General features: G+C 69.6%; 22 protein-coding genes. 9 read left to right on the top strand and 13 right to left on the bottom strand.

Annotated elements, in window-relative coordinates; all coding sequences use genetic code 11:
* Positions 1-14: 14 nt before the first annotated feature.
* From ACWDS7_RS24845 to tvaA, 7 genes are read right to left on the bottom strand one after another with little or no spacing between them, the layout of a single operon-like run.
* Positions 15-797, bottom strand: a complete 783-nt coding sequence (locus ACWDS7_RS24845; protein WP_451931221.1) for a C1 family peptidase — start codon at positions 795-797, stop codon at positions 15-17.
* Positions 798-803: 6 nt separating this feature from the next.
* Positions 804-1,673, bottom strand: coding sequence for a phytanoyl-CoA dioxygenase family protein (locus tag ACWDS7_RS24840; RefSeq protein WP_451931220.1), 870 nt, complete (start codon positions 1,671-1,673; stop codon positions 804-806).
* Entirely contained in the window at positions 1,670-2,356 is a 687-nt protein-coding gene (locus tag ACWDS7_RS24835) for a TfuA-like protein (RefSeq protein WP_451931219.1), read from the bottom strand. The genes ACWDS7_RS24840 and ACWDS7_RS24835 overlap by 4 nt, the downstream gene beginning before the upstream one ends.
* 16 nt (positions 2,357-2,372) lie before the next feature.
* Positions 2,373-3,719: a YcaO-like family protein gene (locus ACWDS7_RS24830; RefSeq protein WP_451931218.1), complete on the bottom strand. Its 1,347-nt coding sequence runs from the start codon at positions 3,717-3,719 to the stop codon at positions 2,373-2,375.
* A 20-nt stretch (positions 3,720-3,739) separates the two neighbouring features.
* Positions 3,740-4,759 (bottom strand): T3SS effector HopA1 family protein, encoded by a 1,020-nt coding sequence (locus tag ACWDS7_RS24825; protein WP_451931217.1) that lies wholly within the window; start codon positions 4,757-4,759, stop codon positions 3,740-3,742.
* Positions 4,756-5,895, bottom strand: a complete 1,140-nt coding sequence (locus ACWDS7_RS24820) for a phosphotransferase family protein (RefSeq protein ID WP_451931216.1) — start codon at positions 5,893-5,895, stop codon at positions 4,756-4,758. The genes ACWDS7_RS24825 and ACWDS7_RS24820 overlap by 4 nt, the downstream gene beginning before the upstream one ends.
* Before the next feature lie 25 nt (positions 5,896-5,920).
* Positions 5,921-6,154, bottom strand: coding sequence for a thioviridamide family RiPP peptide (tvaA, locus tag ACWDS7_RS24815; RefSeq protein ID WP_306861109.1), 234 nt, complete (start codon positions 6,152-6,154; stop codon positions 5,921-5,923).
* 340 nt (positions 6,155-6,494) lie between these two features.
* Between tvaA and ACWDS7_RS24810 the strand changes: the two genes are divergently transcribed.
* The 5 genes from ACWDS7_RS24810 to ACWDS7_RS24790 all read left to right on the top strand — a co-directional run bounded on the left by ACWDS7_RS24810 (position 6,495) and on the right by ACWDS7_RS24790 (position 11,108).
* Entirely contained in the window at positions 6,495-7,304 is an 810-nt protein-coding gene (locus ACWDS7_RS24810) for a hypothetical protein (RefSeq protein WP_451931215.1), read from the top strand.
* Positions 7,271-7,909 carry a flavoprotein gene (locus tag ACWDS7_RS24805; RefSeq protein WP_451931214.1) on the top strand — a complete coding sequence of 213 codons (639 nt, stop codon included), beginning with the start codon at positions 7,271-7,273 and terminating at the stop codon, positions 7,907-7,909. Before ACWDS7_RS24810 ends, ACWDS7_RS24805 begins: the two co-directional genes overlap by 34 nt.
* A complete protein-coding gene (locus ACWDS7_RS24800) occupies positions 7,903-9,108 on the top strand; it encodes a 50S ribosomal protein L11 methyltransferase (RefSeq protein ID WP_451931213.1) in 1,206 nt (401 codons plus the stop codon). Before ACWDS7_RS24805 ends, ACWDS7_RS24800 begins: the two co-directional genes overlap by 7 nt.
* 157 nt (positions 9,109-9,265) lie before the next feature.
* Positions 9,266-10,426, top strand: coding sequence for a MacS family sensor histidine kinase (gene macS / locus ACWDS7_RS24795; protein ID WP_451931212.1), 1,161 nt, complete (start codon positions 9,266-9,268; stop codon positions 10,424-10,426).
* Positions 10,427-10,457: 31 nt separating this feature from the next.
* Positions 10,458-11,108, top strand: coding sequence for a response regulator (locus ACWDS7_RS24790; RefSeq protein WP_451931211.1), 651 nt, complete (start codon positions 10,458-10,460; stop codon positions 11,106-11,108).
* Between the two features lie 18 nt (positions 11,109-11,126).
* On the opposite strand, the gene ACWDS7_RS24785 is transcribed toward ACWDS7_RS24790, so the two are convergent.
* From ACWDS7_RS24785 to ACWDS7_RS24775, 3 genes are all read right to left on the bottom strand, one after another.
* Positions 11,127-11,417 carry a YiaA/YiaB family inner membrane protein gene (locus ACWDS7_RS24785; RefSeq protein ID WP_306861121.1) on the bottom strand — a complete coding sequence of 97 codons (291 nt, stop codon included), beginning with the start codon at positions 11,415-11,417 and terminating at the stop codon, positions 11,127-11,129.
* Positions 11,418-11,640: 223 nt separating this feature from the next.
* Entirely contained in the window at positions 11,641-12,831 is a 1,191-nt protein-coding gene (locus ACWDS7_RS24780) for a CU044_5270 family protein (protein WP_451931210.1), read from the bottom strand.
* Positions 12,824-13,429: an RNA polymerase sigma factor gene (locus ACWDS7_RS24775; protein ID WP_451931209.1), complete on the bottom strand. Its 606-nt coding sequence runs from the start codon at positions 13,427-13,429 to the stop codon at positions 12,824-12,826. Before ACWDS7_RS24775 ends, ACWDS7_RS24780 begins: the two co-directional genes overlap by 8 nt.
* A gap of 255 nt (positions 13,430-13,684) precedes the next feature.
* Between ACWDS7_RS24775 and ACWDS7_RS24770 the strand changes: the two genes are divergently transcribed.
* The 4 genes from ACWDS7_RS24770 (at position 13,685) to ACWDS7_RS24755 (ending at position 15,900) form a co-directional block, all read left to right on the top strand.
* Entirely contained in the window at positions 13,685-14,095 is a 411-nt protein-coding gene (locus tag ACWDS7_RS24770) for a VOC family protein (protein WP_306861127.1), read from the top strand.
* 207 nt (positions 14,096-14,302) lie between these two features.
* Positions 14,303-14,767 carry a helix-turn-helix transcriptional regulator gene (locus ACWDS7_RS24765; protein ID WP_451931208.1) on the top strand — a complete coding sequence of 155 codons (465 nt, stop codon included), beginning with the start codon at positions 14,303-14,305 and terminating at the stop codon, positions 14,765-14,767.
* A 5-nt stretch (positions 14,768-14,772) separates the two neighbouring features.
* Entirely contained in the window at positions 14,773-14,973 is a 201-nt protein-coding gene (locus ACWDS7_RS24760; RefSeq protein ID WP_451931207.1) for a hypothetical protein, read from the top strand.
* Positions 14,974-15,444: 471 nt separating this feature from the next.
* The gene (locus ACWDS7_RS24755) at positions 15,445-15,900 is read left to right on the top strand and encodes a pyridoxamine 5'-phosphate oxidase family protein (protein ID WP_306861133.1); all 456 of its coding nucleotides are present in this window, start codon (positions 15,445-15,447) and stop codon (positions 15,898-15,900) included.
* A gap of 386 nt (positions 15,901-16,286) precedes the next feature.
* Here ACWDS7_RS24755 and ACWDS7_RS24750 read toward each other — a convergent pair whose 3' ends face one another.
* From ACWDS7_RS24750 to ACWDS7_RS24740, 3 genes are all read right to left on the bottom strand, one after another.
* Complete coding sequence (locus ACWDS7_RS24750; protein WP_306861135.1) at positions 16,287-16,823, bottom strand: hypothetical protein; 537 nt, start codon at positions 16,821-16,823, stop codon at positions 16,287-16,289.
* Positions 16,824-16,901: 78 nt separating this feature from the next.
* Complete coding sequence (locus ACWDS7_RS24745) at positions 16,902-17,627, bottom strand: LuxR C-terminal-related transcriptional regulator (RefSeq protein ID WP_451931206.1); 726 nt, start codon at positions 17,625-17,627, stop codon at positions 16,902-16,904.
* 233 nt (positions 17,628-17,860) lie between these two features.
* Positions 17,861-17,973 (bottom strand): RtcB family protein (locus tag ACWDS7_RS24740; RefSeq protein ID WP_451931235.1); only part of this gene is annotated, 113 nt, incomplete at its 5' end.

Raw genomic sequence — 17,973 nt, 5'->3', positions numbered from 1 at the left:
TTCTGGCGAAGGGCTTACCCCCGGGGCTCAAGGGCCCGCTCCTTCCATTTTTTCTCGGACACGGTCCAGGCCTCCCGGATCAGGCGGTTCTCAAGGTAGGCGTACGGCAACCACCCGTAACCCTGCGCGGCCCATCTGGATCCCCAGCTGTTGCGCACCAGAAACGCGCCGGCCGCCTGTCCTGCACCGCATTTCCGATCGTCGTCGTATCCGGCGATGATCACCACATGCCGTCCGAATGTTGCCGCACCGACCGGTGGGAGGGGGAGGACGTGACTCCGGAACGAGGACAGCTGAACGGGATGGAGCGGTATGTCGACGGCCACCGGAATTCCGCTGAGAATATGCTGCCGTAGTGCGCGGAGGTGGTCTGCGGTGTCACCTTCCCCTCGCATTACACGGCCATAGATTATCCCTTTGCGGTCCGCCGCCCGAGCGAAACAGAAAGGCGGCGGATCTCTGTTTTCCCGGCCTGCCGTAAACGGCCAGTCCTCCTCTCCGACCATACCGTAGGTGTCCCAGGCCTCGAAGCTCCGGAACAGGTTTGATCCGGCCCTGTCCCTTTCCCCGGCTATCAGTCGGGAGGTGCGGTAGTTGAAGAGAACGGAGGCGGCGAAATCGTCTTCCCCACCCCGGCGCGCGTAGTAGCCGGCGATGCCGGCGACGACGGCGGCCGTACACAGCGGAATGTTTCCCTGGTCCACCACCGGGGGGAACCAGGGGGTGAGATCCCAGGAGGCCGGCACTCCGAGTTCATCGACGGGCTCGGCCGCCCAGGGTGTCCGGGGGTGGATCACGGCGTGTCACACCGCCTGTCCCGCGGCGGCGCCGGCCGTGCGACCGGCGCGCATGACGTTCATCAACCGCTCGTGCCGGATTTTCGTCGCCCGGGAGAACGCCCTGAGCGCCGCCGGATCGAACTCCTCGCCGAGCCGGGGTTCGAGGTCGTAGTGGCCGGAGCCGTCGGTGCCCCGCACCAGGAGGGCACTGTCCGGACCGGCCAGCGGCCGCACCCCGGGCTGGATGAAATCAATGGCGAAACACACGCGGTCCGCCGGGCTCACGCTGGGGCCGGAGCTGTGAATCGTCGTGGGGAAATGCAGCGAGCATTGCCCCGCGGCCAGCGTGACGTCGACGGCGGTCTCGTCGTCCACGTCGAACTCGACCTCCTCCCCGCGCAGAAGGGCTGAGACACCGGACCCCCGGTAACGGTGCGGCATGATGCCGCCGTGGTGCGTTCCCGGGGCATAGCGCATCGTGCCGTTGTCCCGATCGGTGTCGGTCAGCGCTATCCACATGCGCACGGTCCTGCCGTGGAAATCCTCCCACCCGAAGTACGGGGCGTCCTGGTGCCAGGCGAGTTCCCCGGGGCTCCCCGCCTTCCTGAAGAACAGATTCGTCGCCCAGACGAGCAGGTCGGGCCCCAGCACGTTCTCCGCGACGGTCAGAACGCGGCTGTCGTGCACCAGGCGATCAGCCCAGCCGGCGACCAGATGGCTTTTCGGGTACGTCCAGTGATGGCCGAGAACCCCACCGACTCTGGTGGCGATCTCCTCGTATCGGCGCACGTCTCTGAGGACTTCCGCGGCCTCCTCCCGGCTGAGGAGCTCCACGGGGAAGCAGAACCCTTCCCCGTGGAGCCGCGAGAGCTCCTCACGATGCAGACCCGTCATGCCGCGGGCCCCTCCCCCGGGGTCACCGGCCCGGCCGGAGCCAGACAGGCCACGACCCTGGACATCAGCTCGGTCGCGTCATCACGTTTGGTGTCGGGCGCGGAGGCGGCGAAGAACTCCTCGACGCGACGGCGTTCCGCCTCGGCGACCTCCCCGGTGAGCAGCCGGAGCACTCGGGCGACTGTCCGCTCGGGGAAGTAGAGCCGCTTGGCCGTCCGCAGGAAGGACTCTCCCGTGCGCTCTTCGAACGCCCCGGCGGACAGCCCCGCGGCGACGGCGAACCTCATGTTGACCAGAGGCTCGGAGATCGGCTGGAAGTCCTCGTCCGAATAGACCATGGCCACCTCGTCATCGGCGTCGATGCGCCCCGACAGGTATTCATCGAAGATCTTTCCGATGCCCTCCATGCCGTACGGTGCGCACTCCACGGCCCGGAGCGCGCCCATGCTCGACGAACCGAACACCTTGATCCCCAGATCGATGGCTTTCAGCACCTCCTTCGGAGAGATCGACAGGCTCTGCATGAAGCGGCCGTCGACGATGCCGATCACGGTGGGGGGTCTGTCGCGGGCGATGAGTGCGTTGATGTCACCTCGCTGAATCGGCGGCAGGACTTCGATGTCCTGCCGGCGCGGTACCGACTCCCGGTCGAGGCTGGGGCCGGCGAACACCACGGCTGTCACAGGATCGCTCCTCACATCAGGCTGGAATCTCGGACTCACGTTTTCTCGCCGTCAGGTCTGTCAGCGCCCGCGTCCACGCCTGCGCGCCCCGGGGCCCGAGCTTGCTGTAGTCGACTCCCCACGACTCAAGGTGCGGGACCACCACGCGGACCACGTTCACCGGAATGCCCGGCGGTGAGAGGTCCACCGCCACCGCGCGCCGGATCCCGCGGGAACGGAGCCGGTCCAGCATGAACCGGATGTCCGCGACGATGTCGTCGCTCTGCCGGGAGGGGACCTCGGACATCCGGGTCAGCTTGCCGACCGGCCGCCAGGCCCAGCCTCCCTTGTCAAGGGTTGAGGATCTCCGCACGTGGTACTGGTTCTTCGGGACGTCCTCGCCGGGGAGGCTGATGTCCTCCCGCATGGCCTGGATGTCCACGGCCCTTCCCTGCGCGCACTCCGAGATGGCTCTCAGCAGCGCGACCTCCGCGTCGGGATGCGTCCCGAACCCACCGTGCCCCTTCGAAACGGTCGGTCCCAGGTCTTCGGCGGTCGCCGCCATGAAACTCGGGACGCCGAGGTCGGTGGTGATGTTGATCACCCGCATTTCGATGCCGGCCGTACGGACCTGCTGGACGAGGGCCTGCGCGCGCTGCGGCAGGCTCTCCAGATCGATGTGGGGATGCAGTTCCTTGAGCCGCTCGGAGAGCGCCACCGGCTGGCGTTCGACGTGCAGGCCCTTCTCCAGCACCTGGGACAGCTGGCTGCTCAGCAGCTCGGCGATGGTGATCGAATCCCGTTCGATCACTTCGCAGAGCGCGTGGCAGATGGCCTCCTCCAGGCTGTTGCCCGACGCCAGACCGTTGGTGGTGGAGATTTCGTAGGTGGGCGGCTCATGCATCTTGATGTTGTAGACCGCGCAGTCCTGCGCCACGAGGATCGGTTCCTCGTTGAGGAGGTCGAAGCCCTCCACCCAGGAGATGGGCGCGTCGTCTCGGTAATGGCGGGAGAGCTCCAGGTTGTAGTCCCGCGGGTTGAGCACCGTCCGCCCCTGGGACAGGAGCTCCTCGTAGGAGGCGATGGCCGCGGGACGGACCGGCAGCCAGCCGGAGAACCGCTCGATGCCCTCCATGACCGCTGACGTCATGGCGTCGATCGGCCGGGCGCCCTTCCCGTTGTACACCGAGATCACGTCATGCGAGCGCGGGGAGATGGCGTTGTAGACCGGTATCCCTATGCGGTCCAGCCACGTGATGTCCGCCACTCGCGTGATGCCGGCCCGCCGAAGGTGCGGCCGTACGCGCTCCCACGTGACTTCCGAACTCACTTCACGGTGAGCGCCTGTCCCGTTGATTTTCGGAACGTGCTGCCGAAGGTGCATGGTTCCTCCTATGAGTCGTCCTACGTGCCGACGAGGCCGGATGACGTCCACCCCGCCGGCGCGTTCAGGTAGGGGTGACGGATGTCGAGGCCTTCCTCGCGGTATCTGCTCCTGATCGCCAGAAACCGTTCGCGTGGCGAGTCGGCCCCTTCTTCGTGAGCACGCACGAGGCCTTCGGCCACGAGCTGGCACCGGTGCAGGCCGAAGCTCGTGCGCTGCCCCTTGATCTCGGGTTCCTGCGCGAAGGAGAGACCCGGCGCCAACCTGAGCGCGAAGCAGGGATGGTCGTCCCTGAACCGGTCCGCCTGACCGCGGTGGATCGCCTCCAGCACCGCGCGGTGCCGTTCCCACGCCCCGGCGCTCATGTAGATCACAAAGGCGTCCCGGCGCTTGAACGCCTCCGGGTGGTTGACGACTTTGAGCTGGAAGGGGACCTTCAACGCGTTCAGTGCCCGAGTGGTGGAACGGACCAGCCCAGGCGCCGCGTCGGCGTCGGCCAGCGTGAGATAGAGGCGGACGAGCCCACCGTCCCCCCCGTCCAGCACGCCATGATCACCGAAGATCGTGTACCAGCCCAGCAGGAGGTAGGGCCGGTCGGGCGGCAGGCGTAGTGCCACCGCCCTCCCCTTGACCAGCGGCCCGTCGGCGGACAGCTCCTCCTCCGAGGCCCGCAGGGTCAGGCCGTCCTTGGTGACGAGGTAGTCGTCGTCCCGTTTCCCCTGGATGATCCAGCCGTGCCTCAGCTGTCCCCGCCCCACACCGGCCGCCTGGATGCGGTTGACCAGGTCGAAGTCCTCGTGCCCTTGCAGGGACGCCGCGCGGCGGCCGCCACGGAGGAAGAGCTCGGCGGCGAAGTAGTCTCCGGCGTAGTAAGTGAGGTAGAGCACGCGGTGCAGATACGCCAGGACTGGACGCTCCGGATCGACGTCCAGGTCCCTCGGCGGCTCCAGGGTGCCGAGCTCCGGGTGGCGGAAAGTGGCGGAGTCCAGGATCTCGATCTCCTCCGCGATCCGCCAGAAGATCCTTTCGTAGCTGTTCAACCGGCCCGCCCCTCTCTCCGGCGCCCGCCCAGGAGGAGCGTGGACACGATGTCGGGACGCTGAACGAAGCGCTTGCCGAAATGCAGGCAGAGGTGACCGATCCTGCCCAGTGCGCCGATCTGCTGAAGCCGGACGGTGGAATGGACGAGAAGCGCTATACCGGCGTACTGCACCAACCGCTTCGCGTCCTCTTCGGAGACGGGTCTGGCCTCCGAATAAGCGTTCATGAAGTTGTGCGCATTGGCCTGTAGCTGCGACATCCAGTCGGTGGCCCCGACGGCGGACCGCACCCGTCGCATCTCGCCGAGGAACAGCTGGCCGACCAGGAAACCGACGTCGTACATCGGGTCGCCGAACCCCGCCAGCTCCCAGTCGATGAGCCTGACCGGCAAGGCGCCGGCCGGCGGTGCCACCGGGAAGAGGATGTTGTCTCCTCCCAGGTCGAAGTGGATCAGGCTGTCCGGGGCCCACCGCTCATGGAGCTCCCGGAACCTCGGTTCCAGCTCCTGCATGGACCGCAGGTAGTCGTCGAAGTCCAGGCCGCAGCCGTTGGCGTATTCCCTCGTGCTCACCAGCGTGTCCCGCGGCACCGGGGGCCCCAGCATCCGGTCGGGGTGCCTGTCCCTGATCCCCTCCACCGGGACACCGTGCAGCGCCGCGAGGATCCGGGCCAGTGCCCGCAGGTGGGGCTCCGGGACCAGCCTTTCGTTCTTGAGCAGGTCGTGCAGGCTGAGACACGGAGGGATCGCGTCGACGACGACCACGCGTGTCTCCGGGTCCACCGCCAGGATGCGCGGTACGGCCGCTCTGATCTCGGGAGGGAGCGCTACCCCGTCGAGCAGCCCGAGCATGGCGGTTTCATAGTTGTTCTCGACATCGATGTCTTCGTCCGGCCACTTGAGGAGAACGAAGGAGCCGTCCACCAGCCGCACCAGGACCACGCGTCGCCGGGAGACGCACCGCGTCACGGAGATCACCTCGTGAACGCGGTGTCCCACGGCGCGGAGGATCCGGCCGACCGACTCGCTGGAGACCAGCTCCTCGTCCTCCGCACGCGGGGAGGGGCGCGCGCCCGGACGCGGGATCAGGAATCCCAGCGTCCGGGCACGCAGTAGATCTTCTGGCGAATGTCTCATCGCGCGTTCAACCGTCGCACTCGACTCAGCAGTGCGTCGCGGGTGTGACGAGGACACCGGTGAAGGTGCCTTGGATGCTCTCGTCGGGAGAGACCCCGACCTTCTCCTCGAGGAACTGCTGCAGCTCCTCGGCGCTGATCCCGGCGAGCTCGGAGAAGGAGACGTCGATCGATCCCAGGTCGACGTCCTGGAAGTCGTCCTCCTTGACCCGGTCCATGAGCTCCGCGATGAGAGCGTCGTCGACTGGCGCTTCTTGCATTGCTTTCCTCCTCTTTCGGTGTACGGACTCGGAGCCAGATTAATTAGCCGCAAAAGAGCCCACAACAGGCATTAAGCCGGGCCAGTCGCATATGCAACACTTTTCGAAACATGTCGCTTGATCACGTTGTCGCAGTACATTTAGTCTGGCGCCATGTCAAAGGCGGAAAGAGCGAGGCGCAGTGCCGTCGGAAGTTGACCGGGATCCGGATATCTCATCGAAATCCCAGGTCGAAGCCCTGATGGATACGGCCGGCAGAAGCGTGGTGCGATCGATGCGCGGCCCTTTCGTGAACAGGATCTGCATACGGACGGCGCACGGATATCGATGGATCGAGCACTTGCAGCGACCCGGCGGGATATATCTGGACAACGCCCGTCTCGCCGATGTCTTCCGCGTCATGCCGAAAGCCGGCGCGGTCGCCGTGCCTGTCCACGTTCGGAATCACGTCCTGGCGGCCTGGAACGCCGTGCCCACCCCCGCGCTGCTGTGCGACCGGGTCTTCGACGCGGCGTCCGTCGGGGACGACGGCTGGTGGCACGGCGTCCTCGGCGGCCTGGCCCGTTTCCTGGGCGCTCTGCACCGGCTCCCGGTGGACGACCTCGTGGACGTCCTTCCGGACCGGAGCTCCGGGAGCGCCTGGCTCACCTCGGACGACGGAGCCGCGGCCGGCATACGGCGCGCCAGAGACCTGCTGCCGTCGCATCTGGCGCCCTCGATGGCGGAGCAGGCGCGGTGGCCCGGGACACCGCCCCGGAACATCGCCCTCGTCCACGGCAGGTTCTCGACGGGAGTATGCGCCCCGACCTCACCGGTGGCGATTCTCGGATGGCGTGAGGCGGGCATCGGCGATCCGCTGGGCGACGTCGCGTATCTCATGGGAGAGGTCCTTGAGGCGGCCGCCCTGACGGGAGTCGCGCCCCGGGCGCTCCGTCTCCGCATCGAGACGTTCCTCACCCGGTACCAGACCTCGTTGGGCCGCTCGCTGAACACCGCCGAGGGTGAATGGTTGGGCGTGCTCACGGCCCGGAGGGTGATCGATCACTACGCGCAGGCGACATGGGCCCTCGGGCCGGACGACACCTTGCGTGAGGTGCTGCCGGAGGTGGAAAGACAATGGCTGGTCCTCAGCGAGGTGACGGGCTCATGACATCTCCCGCGGAGCCGGAACGGTTGAGGCTGCTGCTCGGCGTCTGTGGATCGGTTTCATCCTTGACCGTCCCGCACCTTCTTCCCTGGCTCGGTCTGAAACTGGGCGTGACCGACGTCCGCGTGGTGCTGACCACGATGGCTCGGCGGTTCGTCACCGAGGAGTCGCTGAGAGCGGTCGCGGCGTGCGAGACGTTCTCCGGCTGGGACGACCTGCCTCCCGGCCGGGATTCGCACGTGACGATGGCCAACTGGGCGGAGGTCATCGCCGTCCTCCCCGCCACCGCGAACTTCCTCGGGAAGGTGGCCAACGGCATCGCCGACGACCTGCTCACCTCGATCCTCCTGGCGGCCTCCTGCCCGGTCATCCTCGTCCCGGCCACGAGCAGGGCCATGTGGGAGAAGCCCGCTGTCAGAAGGAACGTCGCACGACTGCGCGACGACGGCTACCAGGTCGTGGAACCCGGCAACGGCGTCGCCTTCGCGACCGGTGAGGCGGAGCCCGGGTCCCTCGGGGACTTCCGGCGCCCGATGGTCACGGCGGTCGCGCAGGCGCTGGCCAATCGCGACAGAACATCATCCGAACAAGGAGCCGAGTCATGTTGAAGGCCGACACCTCACTGCGGCGTGTCCCCGAACTCTTCATGGAGTTGGAGAGCGCCAATCTGGTCCGGATCCATCACGATCGACGCGTGTGGGAATTCGGTCAGCACACGCTCGCGTTGCTCGACGCTTTCTACACCCCCACCTCCATCGCCGAATGCCTGCAACGCCTCGGGCCACGGCTCAAGGGCCGGCGTGCGATGGAGGAGGCGCTGACGACACTGAGCATGCTGGTGAGCGCGGGGATCCTCACCGAGGAACCGCCGACGGGCTTCACCGATCTGATGTTCCCGACCGGGGGGTACGGGCTGGCCCACTTGAACATCCGCATCCTGGAAGACCCGATCAGGAAGGCCACCTTCATCCGGGCGATCAACGAGGTGGTGACCCCTGACGATGTCGTGCTCGACCTCGGCACCGGCTCGGGGATCCTGGCCGTCGCCGCCGCCAAGGCCGGCGCCAGGCACGTCTACGCCGTGGAACCGGCGAGAAGCGGTGACCTCGCCGCGGAGGTGGCCAAGGCCAACGGGGTGGCGGACCGCATCAGCTTCGTCAAGGGCTGGTCCAGCACGACCGAGCTGCCCGAGCTCGCCACCGTCCTGACAACCGACATCGTCGGCAACGACGCCCTGGACATGGTCATCTGGGAGTCGGTGCAGGACGCCCGGAAGAGACTGCTCACCCCGGATGCCCGGCTCATCCCCTCGTCGTTCGAGACCTACCTCTACCTCGTGGACATGCCCGAGAGCGCCGTGGGTCAGCAGCGCATCCTCCCCCAGCAGATCAAGCGGTGGCAGAGCCGCTACGGCATCGACTTCTCCCCCATGCTGGACGCTGACCGGGGGCGAGTGGCGGGGTTCTACGAGAGGCCGGAGACCGTCCAGCGGTGGCGGCGGATGTCGACCGCGCAGCCGCTGAGCAGGATCGACCTCCGGCAGGACGCCCGGGTGTTCGAAGGCGAGGTCACCCTCGCCGCCTCCCGGCACGGGACCGTGTCAGGAGCCGTGCTCTATTTCGAGGCGCGGATGTCTCCCGGCGTGTCGATGTCGACCGCCCCCTGGGACGGGGACGAGCTGAGCCACTGGTTCACCGCCTGCTGGGCCCTGGACTCCGAGATCGAGGTCGTCCCGGGCGACGAGGTCCGTCTCCGTTACCGCTACGAGGGCGATGGGCGCGCGAGCCTGGCGCTGGCCGGCGACTGACTCGACCGTTGGCCGGCGACTGACTCGACCGTTGGCCGCGACAGGAGGATTCATGAGCCACTCCGCCGCCGGCCCACCCGGCGGAACGCACCTCCGGCGCGGGCCGCCATATAGTCGGGTCACCGGGAACAGCGCCGATCGAGCGTGATGGGGCCGTATGGGGATCGAGGGGTCGTTCTGGCGCGCTGTCGCGGTCTACCGCGTCGCCTCCCTGGGCTACGCGGCACTGTTGCTGGCGGGCGCCGGCGGCTACCAGCGCCCCGTCGCGGGCTGGCTCGTCCTCGGCGTGATGACGGCCTGGACCGTGGCCACCACCGTCGCCTACTCGACCGCGAGGAGCCGCCCGCTGCTGGTGATGGACGTTCTCGTCACCCTCGGCTGCCTGCTGGCCTCGCCGTACGTCCAGGGGCCTGACGCCGGACCGGCAGGTGTCATGCCGGTCACGGCGACCTGGATCGGGGGGCCTGTCCTCGCCTGGGCCGTGTACGGCGGGCGGCGGGCGGGCGCGGTCGCGGCGGTCGTGCTGTCGCTCGGCGACCTGTGGCTGCGCGGTCTGCGCGGATTCGATCACCCCGTGCCCGTCCCCGCCACCGGAACCGGAACCGTGCTGATGATCCTCGCCGGAACCGTCGTCGGCCACGTGGCCCGGCTCACCGAACAGGCGGAAGAACGGCTGCAACGGGCCGTCGAGATAGAGGCGGCCGGCCGGGAACGCGAGCGGCTCGCTCGCGGCATCCATGACTCCGTTCTTCAGGTGCTGGCGCTGGTGCAGCGCCGCGGGCTGGAGATCGGCGGGGAGGCCGCCGAACTGGGACGGCTCGCCGGAGAGCAGGAGGCGGCGGTGCGCGAGCTGATCCGCGGCGGACCGGCCGTGGCGGAGCAGGACGGCTCGGGCCTCGTCGACGTGGGGGCCCATTTACGCCGGTACACCACGGCGACGGTCACCGTGTCGACGCCCGCGACCCCTCTGCCGCTCCCCGCCGGTCAGGCTCGCGAGGTCGTCGCGGCCGTGGGCGCGGCGCTCGACAACGTCCGCTGGCACTGCGGCGAGGACGCGAGGGCCTGGGTCTTCGCCGAGGACGACGGCGTCTCGATGACCATCACGGTGCGCGACGAGGGCCCCGGCATCCCCGCGGGGCGCCTCTCGGAGGCGGAGGCGGAGGGCAGGCTCGGCATCGCGCAGTCCATCCGGGGCCGGATCGCCGGCCTCGGCGGCACCGTCGGTCTCACCTCCGTGCCCGGCCAGGGGACCGAGGTCGAGCTGGTCATCCCCGTCCTCGCACGGCCTCCCGCCGGCGGGCGGACCCGCACGCCTTAGGCGGGGACACGGACCGGTTTACAGTTGCGGCATGACCAGCGCGCTGCGGGTGATGGTGGTGGACGATCACCCGATGTGGCGGGACGCGGTCGCCCGCGACCTGGAGAACGCCATGTACGAGGTGGTGGCGGCCCTGGGCGAGGGCCGCCAGGCGCTCCGCGTCGCCGCCACCACACGCCCCGATGTGGTCATCCTCGACCTGAGGCTTCCCGATCTGCCCGGTGTGGAGGTGGCCAGAGGGCTGGCCGCGTCCGACCATCCGCCCCGCGTACTGGTGCTGTCGGCGAGCGGCGAGCACGAGGACGTCCTTGAGGCGGTCAAGGCCGGGGCCTCCGGCTACCTGGTCAAGTCGGCCGGCCGGGAGGAGTTCCTCGACGCCGTCCGGCGCACCGCCGAAGGGGAACCGGTCTTCACCCCCGGCCTGGCCGGGCTGGTGCTCGGCGAGTATCGCCGCCTCGCCACGCAGCGCCCCTCCGACGACGGGCCACGCCTCACCGACCGGGAGACCGAGGTGCTGCGCCTGGTCGCCAAGGGCCTCTCCTACAGGCAGATCGCCGAACGGCTGGTGCTCAGCCACCGGACCGTGCAGAACCACGTGCAGAACACCCTGAACAAGCTCCAGCTCCACAACCGGGTCGAGCTCGTCCGTTACGCGATCGAGCGGGGACTCGACGAGGGGTAGGACGGCCGGAGGGACGGCTCAGAGATTGTCGACCTTGTAGGGGTCGTGCTCGGCGAGCAGTTTGTCGAGGCGCGCCTGGTCGACGCGGCTTGACACGCTGACGAGTTCCTGCCGGTCGCGCACGCACTTGGCCAGGCTGAAGGCCGACGTCACGGTGTACAGCACGGCGACCGCGAGGAACGCGCGGATCCAGGGGTCGATCGGCAGGAAGACGATGCCGACCGCCACGCTGCCGATCGCCATGCCGAAGGAGATGACGCACTGCGCGAAGTAGGCGGCGGTCATGACGGGCTGGAGTGGTTTGTCCATGCCATCAAGGGTCTGGCACCGGTCAGCCGGACGCCTGAGTACGCGTACCTACTCCGCCTGAGTAAACGGACCGGAGTGAGCCCTCGTCGGCGTCCGACGGCAAGCGGACCCGGACCACAGGACCGCCGGCAGAGCACGGCCGGCACGGCAAACCACGATCAGGACGGCAGCGGGCCGCCCTGCCCGCCTCGCCCCGGAGAGGCGGGTAAGGCGGCCTGAGGCGTCAGGCCGGCGGGGCCTCCGAGCCGCGCCGGCGGGCGGGCAGCTCGGGCTCGTCGTCGGTCCAGCCGGCTCTCTTGATCGCCGTGTAGGAACGGGCCTCCCCGCCCGTGCCCTTGATGGTCGACACGGACGCGAGCGGCTGCCCGGTGACCGTGTCCATGATGAGCCGGTACTCCCCGGTGGAGTGCCGGAGGCTGACCGCCTGACCGGTGCGGCCGAGCGGGTCGGTGACCTCGCCGTCCGCGGTCACACCGGGCAGTGAGGCGAGCATGCGGTACGCCGCCGCCCGCACCTCGGACGGGACCGGGAGGTCCATGATGACGCGCACGCCGGTCTCGTAGAGCTCGGCGTCCATGTCCACGTCGGCGGCCTCCGCGCCGTACCGCTTGGTGATGACCGGCTTCAGGTAGTCACGCAGGCCGTCCGGGGTCGTCGGCAGCTTGCTGAGCGTGGCCCGGGACATGGGCCTGCCGAGCAGCGCGACCGACAGCTTGCCGGTGCCGTCCCGGGTGGCCACGGGCTCGCCCGGCCCGCTCTGCAGCGTCACGCTCCCGACCTCGTCAGGCTTGCCGCCCGGACCGGGGTAGACCCAGCTCGTGGGGGAGCCGGCCGCGCGCCACGCCTCCTCGTCCCGCGGCGTCGCCGGCTTGGTCCCCAGGTCCTGGCGGATGAACCAGATGGGCTTGCCGGGCGCCGGCGAGACCCACATCTCGGTCGAGGAGGTCAGTTCAAGGGTGTATCGGCCGCCGGGTTCGACTCTCTGGTTTCCGGAGACAGCACCGCGGACCCAGTTCGCCCCCTCCGCGGGCGTCCGCGCGGCCGAGGTCGCGGCCGCCAGGAGCACCTGCTGGGCGGTCAGCGCCCTGACCGGCCGGTCGGAGGCCACCACGGTGGCGGGCCCCGTCCCCGGGCCCCCCGCCAAGGTCCCCGACGTGATCAGCAGGGTCACGGCCGCCGCGGCGCCGAGCAGGCCCACGCCGAGGGCGGTCCGCCGCGCGGTCCGCGTCGCCGCATGTCTGTCCTTGCGCACGGGGCCGAGGGTCGTCTCGTCGGTCATCTGAACGCTCCTCAAAGGGGTCTGCCGGGGAGTATCGGAGAAGGCGGCGGCGAGCCGATCCCGGCCGGCCGCGGCCGCTTCCGGGGAGATGGGCGGTTCCGAGAGCAGCTCCCGGATCGCGGTCAGGTCATCCATCTGCTCCTCCGAACATGGGGTTGACGCCGCCGAGCGCGGCGCGCAGCTTCTTGCGGGCCCGGTTGAGCCGGGAGCCGACGGTTCCCGCCGGTATGTCGAGGGCCTGGGCGATCTCCTCGTAGCTGAGCTCCGCCAGCGCGACGAGCAGCAGCACGTCACGGTCGGCGTCCGGGATCGTGGCCAGGGCCGAGGCGAGCCTTCCCTGCACGCCCGCGGCCGTCAGCCGGCGGGCCACCAGGTCCTCGTGCCCGGCGTCGGCCACGCCCTCCACCGGTGCCCGCTGCAGAGCCTGCAGCCGCCGGAACTCGCTCCTGCGGTGCCCCGCGACGGTGTTGACGGCGATGCCGTACAGCCAGCCCCGGACGACCCCGCGGCGCGCGTCGAAGCCGGCCCGCCCGTGGAAGGCCGCGAGGAAGATCTCCGCGGTCAGGTCGTCGGCGATCTGCGTGCCCAGCCGTCCGGCGACGTAGCGGTGGATCTCCGAGACGTAGCGGTTGTAGAGCACCGCGAACCGTTCGGGGAAGCGGAGGGACTCCTCGATCAGGTCCGCGTCCTCGGCTCCGCGCGGGAGATCACTCACATCCTGCAACGCGCTCATGTGATCTCTTCCACCCCTCCCCGCGGGAACGCTCCGCGCGGCCGTACGGTGGTCATGGTCGCTTCTCGGTAGGTCACACCCCTACTTGGCGGATCCACGGATCCTTCTTCACGCCCGCCTTCACGCCCGCCTTCACGCCCGCCGGCGGCGCACTCGCGGCGGTGCGGATCTTGGAGGCCCGCGCCGGCGTGAAGTGGCTAGACCGGTCAGGAATCGAGAAGCGCCGGTCACGGAGCCGCGCATAGCCTGCTTGCCATGGAAATCACCATTCACACGAGCTTCCTCCCGCACGACGACCCGGACGCCTCCCTGGCCTTCTACCGCGACGTCCTCGGCTTCGAGGTCCGCAACGACGTCGGGCAGGGCAAGATGCGCTGGATCACGGTCGGCCCCGCCGGCCAGCCCGACACCTCCATCCTCCTGGCGCCGCCGGCCGTCGACCCCGGTATCACCGACGACGAGCGCCGCACCATCGCCGAGATGATGGCCAAGGGCACCTACGGCTGGATCCTGCTGGCCACCCGCGACCTCGACGGCACTTTCGAGAAGGTGCAGGCCGGCGACACCGAGGTCGTCCAGGAGCCGACCGAGCAGCCGTACGGCGTCCGCGACTGCGCCTTCCGCGACCCCGCGGGCAACCTGGTCCGCATCCAGCAGCTCCGCTGAGCCGTCCGGTCATCGACCCGGCCATGACGGCCGGATCCGCGACCACCCGCCAGGAATACGGCGGCCGGCGCTTCCAGGCCGCTGTCCTCGATCACTCCTCCGGCGGCCGCACCGTCGCAGAAGCGCCTCGCCGCCTGACCCGGCATGCGACCCGGGTGCTCGCGGACATCGACGAACTCGCGGACATCGACGAAAAGGAGTTCTCATATGTGTCACCCCTCGTGGGGGCGCGCACTCACCGCGGCGCAGCGCCTGAACGACCTCGCGCGACTGCGCCGTGTCCGCGACCGGATCGACCGGGAGTACGCGCAGCCGCTGGACGTCGAGGCGCTCGCCCGCGGCGCGCACATGTCGGCCGGGCACCTCAGCCGCGAGTTCCGGCGTGCCTACGGCGAGTCGCCGTACGCCTATCTGATGACGCGGCGCGTCGAGCGCGCGATGGCGCTGCTGCGCCGTGGCGACCTGAGCGTCACCGAGGTCTGCTTCGCGGTCGGCTGCTCGTCGCTGGGCACCTTCAGCACCCGCTTCACCGAGCTGGTCGGCATGCCGCCCAGCGCCTACCGGCGCCAGGCGGCACGCGCGACGGCGGGGCTGCCGTCGTGCGTGGCCAAGCAGGTGACCCGACCGGTCAGGAACCGAGAAGCGCCGGTCGCCGAGCCGCAAACAGCGTGACGACCATGACATCCATCGAATCCGTCACCCTCGACGTGGCCGCGAGCAGGAAGTTCTACGTCGACCGCGGCCTTGCCGTGGCGAAGAGCTTCAGCCGCATGTGCGTCGAGTCCGCCGCCGGGCCGGGTCCGGTCAATCCGGCGCTCTACAGGCGCCGCGCCTTGGCCAAGGACGCCGGCGTCTCCCCCGACGGCACCGGCTCGTGATCGGTGGCGGTGCCGGGCCTTTCACCGACCCGGACGGGTTCGCGTGGGAGGCCGCGGCGCCAGCCCCCACGCCCTGAGGTGTCACCGCTGCCTGCCCTACCTGGTCTGCCTGCCCTGCCTGGCCGCCCGCCACGAGGCAGCCGCCGGGTCCGAGGCGGTGCCGGGGGCCGAGCGGGCGCGCCCGCCGCGGCCGACCACCGCCGTCACCCGGACTGAGTACACCACCGCCGTCGCCCGGACCGGGTGCACCGCGCGCCTCGCCGGCCATGGGGGTGGGGTACTGTCGCCGCCGAGCGGATACGTACATACGCGTGCTCCGTGGTCCCCAGGGCCCAGGAGAGAGCGGTGCGCGAAGCCAAGGGCGCTGGAGGCCGTGGCGTCCGCCAAGCCCGCGGCCCCGGCGAACCGACCGATGACCGACGGAGCCCGTCCCCCGGAGGAAGGGCTCTCCACGAAGTGACTGGAGGAAGCATGACGGGCGCGCCGCCGCGTGGGCTTGAGGAGAGGCTGCGGGACACCCGCGCGAGGCTGGAGAGCAGCGTCGATCTCTGGATCGCGACGTCGGGCTCCCCGGCCGGTGTCCACCTCATCCCGCTCTCGTACCTCTGGGACGGGACCGCGTTCCTCATCTCGACACCGCGCGCCTCGATCACCGGCCGCAACCTCCTGGCGGACGGCCGGGTGCGACTCAGCCTCGGGCCGACCCGCGACGTCGTCGTCGTCGACGGCACCGCCGAGCCGGTGGACATCGCCGCCCTCGCCCCCGAGACGGGCGACGCGTTCGCGGCCAGGACCGGCTTCGACCCGCGCGGGCTCGACGAGCCCTACCAGTACTTCCTGATCCGGCCACGGCGCATCCAGGCCTGGCGTGAGGAGAACGAGCTACGGGGACGCGACCTCATGCGCGACGGCCGCTGGCTCGGCTGACCGCCGCACGGGAACACACCCGCCCCACCCGGCGGCTGGCCGCCGGTCGGGCCCGTATCACAGGGCCGCCAGGCCCACGGACCGGAAGCCACGCGGAGGGTCCTTCCTCCGGGAAGGCCTGTGACCCGGAGCCACCTTGAGGGGTCGGCCCCCCAGCCCCCTCCGCCACGAGTCAGGACACGACCGCCCGGGACCGTCCACGGCTGTCTTCCGGGCCTGGCGAGGCGGGCTCCACGGGGTGTCTCGGTCCGTGGCCGTCCGGGACCGCCCAGACCTGTCGCCGTCGGCCACGCCGGCGAGATCACCCAATCAAATGCTCATGTCGACGGCCTCGGCCGGTCCCGTCCATCACCGCCTTCAACCCGGGCAGCCCGGCCGCGGCCTGGCTAGGCCGTCCGAGCTGTCACAGTACGCCAGCCGAAGGTGGCGGTGCCGGTCAGGAGCACCACCCCGGACAGCACACCGCTGACAAGCGGCACCCAGGCGACGGCGGTCGTCGACGCCAGAACGAGGCCGGCGGCGCCGAGCAGGGTGAGGACCACACCGGGTACGGCGATGCTCCAGTCCTTCCAGACAGGCGCCAACGCGACGAAGTGCACGCCGACCACGAACGCCACCCAGGCCACGTTGGTCTGCTCAGGACGTTCCCAGGCGGTGAGCACCCGCACTCCACCGAACAGCAGGATCACCTCGGCGGCGACGATGATCAGATAGCCGCGGCCGAACATGTTCCGCCGCGGGCCCGCGGTGGGCTGTTCCTTCCGGTCCTTCCGGGCTGTGGCGAACCACATGGCGACAACGCTCGCGGCCCCCAAAAAGGCGGCTACCCGCAGGAAATTCACGGCCACGGCGTTCAGCGGGCTCTGCGCGTTGACGACGATGAAGACCGCGCCGAAGATCGCGCCAACCAGTAGTCCAGTCATTCGTTGCATGACGTCATTGAAATCCGTACCGGATTCCGGCTGCATTGGGGCTGGGACGAGGACCGGGTATGCCTGGCACTACCGTGCCGCGCCGCGCAGATAGGCGAGCACCGCCAGCACCCGCCGGTTGTCGTCCTGAGTCGCGGGTAGCTCAAGCTTGACGAACACGCTGGCCACGTGCTTACCGACGGCCGCCTCCGTGATCGACAGCGCGCGGGCGATGGCGCTGTTGGAGCGCCCTTCGGCGATCAGGGCGAGCACCTCGCGCTCGCGCGGGGTCAGCCGGTGCGTCGGCTCGGTGACCTCCCTGGCCCTGGCCCAGGTCTGCTCGAACAGGTCGATGAGGATGGTGATCAGACTCTGCTGCCTGATCATCAGGGCGCCCGGCGAGTAGGCGACAGGGGTGATCCGGATGAACGCCACCGCGCGGTCGAAGACGAGCAGCTGCTGGATCGGCTCGTCGATGACCCGGTGCAGGTTACCGGCGGCATGCAGCTCCCCGATCCGGGCCGCCTTGCGAGGGTCGTCCAACATGCTCGCGTGGACGATCGTGCGCATCGCCATGCCGTGCTGCAGGGCGTCGAGCACGCTGCGCCTGCTCTTCTGCTCCTGGCGGCCCTGCTCCGGCGAGCCCACCGGGTGCATGGCGCGCAGCTCCCTCGCCGAGCGGGTGGCCTGCGCGATCTGCTGCCGGACGAGCTCACTGTCCTCCAGCCGCTCGACGTCGACGGGGATGCCGCGCAGCTCACCGACCACCTCTTCCAGCCGATGGGCAAGTTGAGCCAACGACACGCTCTCGTCCACACGTCTCCTTCGCCGACCGCGTCGCCCCTCACAGCCGACGCGGGTACCACTCGCAGATTCTGACCGGTGCGATCCGCACAGTGCCAGCGGATGACGCCCGCATCCTTCACGAGCCGCTTGCCGGCCGCCCGACAGATGCTCCCCGAGGCGGCGGATCGGCTGGATGCGGTGGGGCGGGCGGTCGGCGGTCAGTAGACGGTGGACGGTGGACGGTGGACGGCCGCCCCGGCGGGTCAGCCCTTGACGCAGATGAGCTGCCGGAGGTGGGCGACCACCTCGACGAGGTCGGTCTGCGCCGCCATGACCGACCGGATGTCCTTGTAGGCGCCGGGGATCTCGTCGATCA

This window comes from Streptosporangium sp. NPDC003464 (assembly GCF_053588315.1).
This window is presented reverse-complemented; position numbering and strand designations above follow the sequence as displayed.